Origin of the sequence: Corallococcus sp. CA047B (assembly GCF_003612065.1) — a bacterium.
Classification (GTDB): Bacteria; Myxococcota; Myxococcia; order Myxococcales; family Myxococcaceae; genus Corallococcus; species Corallococcus praedator.
Map to the genome: position 1 here is coordinate 1 of NZ_RAWD01000595.1, position 2,255 is coordinate 2,255.

A 2,255-nucleotide genomic window follows, 5' to 3' on the forward strand; every position below is an offset into this window, starting at 1 on the left:
CCCCGACCTCCGAAGCCCCGCGCGAGCGCACCGCCACCGACGGGCAGTCCCCCAACGCCGCGAAGGAGGCCGCGGAGGGCCGCGCGAAGCTGCGCGTGGCCCTGCTCAACCGGCAGTTCCGCGGGCTGTCCGAAGTGGTGATGAAGCTCACGAACTTCCTCGCCAACCCCGGCCGCCAGGGCGTCGTCACCCTGCCCGTGGTCCTGAGCGAAAGCTCCGTGGCCCACGAGTGGTGGAAGTCCGCGAACGCGGTCCCCGAGGACCGGCAGTACCTGGCCCTGGCGCTGGGCGAGTCCGCCGTCGCGGACGACGCCACGCTGCTCCAGTCGCTGCGGCGCGAGGTGCACGAGGCCTTCACGGAGTTCGTGCGCAGCCCGCAGGGCACCGCCGTGCGCAAGAGCTACGACGAGGTGCTCCAGAAGTACGAGGCCGCCCGCGTCCAGCCCGTCATCTCCGGCCACGACAGCGGCCCCATGGTGGAGGAGTGCGCGCGGCTGGGCGTGACGTACGGGCGGGACTTCACCCGCTCCCAGCTCCTGTCCCCGTGGATGCTGGCCATCAGCCAGAGCCCGGACGAGGGCTCCACCACGCAGGTGATGGTCGCCGGCCTGACCCTGGCCCAGCTGGGGGCGCTGGTGGGCCACCTGCGGCGCCTCAACCCCCTGCTCAGCAATGCCCAGCTGCGCACCCTGCTGCTGCGCGCGTCCACGGACATGAAGCTGGCGCTGCGCAAGGCCCTGGGCCAGCAGGAGGTGGAGCAGGTGCAGGAGCTGGCGCGCCAGCTGCTGCGGCTGCGCGTCGTGGAGCACCTGGTCGTCTGAAGGAAGGCCCGGGCGGGACTCAGGCGCGGAAGTGCGTGGGACGCAGCGCGAGCTCCGCCATTGAATCCAACGTCACCGACGCGAGCAGCGCCTCCGCCTCGTGGCGCGTCGTGGCCAGCCGCTCCGCCAACTGCGTGTACGTGAAGGTGAAGCCCACCTGTTCGCGCAGCACGTAGAACTGGAGCTGCGCGAGCGTCAGCGACTCCATCCGGAAGGTGTACTCGCGCAGCACGCCCGCGTTGGCGCCGAGGGTGGCCTTCTGCTGCGACACCTGGTGGAAGGCCTGCGCCCCGCGCACGCCCTCCAGCATGCGCGCGGCGAACTGCTCCAGCGTCTCACCGGGGCCCGTGGGCTCCAGCGACACGACGAGGTTCGCGCGGAAGCCGTCCTCCTCCGGCCCCACCGCCACGATGTGGCTGGCGTCGAACCAGCCGTCAGGCAGGGCAACGCGCAGCGGACCGTGGCGGATGAACCGGGGCAGGGCCATGGGAGGCGGAAGTCCTTAGGAGGACTCGCGGCCGAAGTTGGCCATGGCGCGGGAGCCGCCGCCCTCTTCGTTGGCGAGCGTCGCCACCTTCGCGTTGCTCTCCCCCACGATGTCCGCTTCGGAAGCGCCGTTGGCGCCCTCGACGATGACCATGCCGCCCGTCTTGTGCTCGCGCAGGCTGGTGTCCACGGCGTCCGACAGCTTGTCGGCGTCCATCTTGACGCTCTTGCCGGTGCTCGGGTCCTTCACCTTGTAGCGGCCCTGGTCGTCCTTGCCTTCCACGGTGACCCAGTGCGCCTGGCCCTTCTCGTCGCCCTTCGCCTTGGGGTCCACCTTGGCGGAGTCCACCAGCACCGCGGCCTTGCCATCGCGGCTGAGCGCGTTGTCCAGGACGCCCTTGTCCAGCTTGGACGAGGACTCCGTCACCTTGACGCCCTGGTTCGCGAGCATGTTGGACAGCTCGATGGGCGTCGTGCCGTCGCCGTCGGTGAAGCGCGAATCCAGCGCGTCCATCTTCTCCGTGTCCGACGCGCCCTGCGTCTTGCCGGTGCCCTTCTCGTTGCCCAGCATCACCGCCACCGCGGCGCCGCAGTTCTTCTCCTTGGTCTGCCGCACCACCGACGCGTCGTCCTCCCAGTCGCCAATCTCCGGCGCCGCCTCCTGGGGAGCGCAGGCCTGGCCCACGCGCAGCGCGTCAGACTCGGGAGGGCTCCCCGCGCCCGACGCGAAGCGGCTCGCCCAGCCCGAAAGCATCTGGAGGGCTTCCTGCGCCGCGAAGGCGTCCGAGGCCCGCTCCGTCTGGGCCGCCGTCGGCGCGGTCTCCACCGAGGTGACGACCTTCGCCTGGGGCAGCTCCGCCTGCTGCGCGGCCGCCTGCGGCTTCGGGTTCGACGGCGTCACCTCCACGCGCGGGGGGACGGGACGCTGGAGGTTGGGGGGAAGGGTCA

The 2,255-nt window shown here is 71.4% G+C and carries 3 protein-coding genes; 1 reads left to right on the plus strand and 2 read right to left on the minus strand.

The features are described 5' to 3' along the window. On the plus strand, nucleotides 1-821 hold an 821-nt coding region (locus tag D7X74_RS43410), incomplete at its 5' end, for a hypothetical protein (protein ID WP_158622373.1). A 19-nt stretch (nucleotides 822-840) separates the two neighbouring features. On the opposite strand, the gene D7X74_RS41360 is transcribed toward D7X74_RS43410, so the two are convergent. Next, nucleotides 841-1,308 (minus strand): DcrB-related protein, encoded by a 468-nt coding sequence (locus D7X74_RS41360; protein ID WP_120538399.1) that lies wholly within the window; start codon nucleotides 1,306-1,308, stop codon nucleotides 841-843. 15 nt (nucleotides 1,309-1,323) lie between these two features. Next, nucleotides 1,324-2,255, minus strand: a 932-nt coding sequence (locus tag D7X74_RS43415) for a hypothetical protein (RefSeq protein ID WP_120538400.1), incomplete at its 5' end; no start/stop codon positions are given.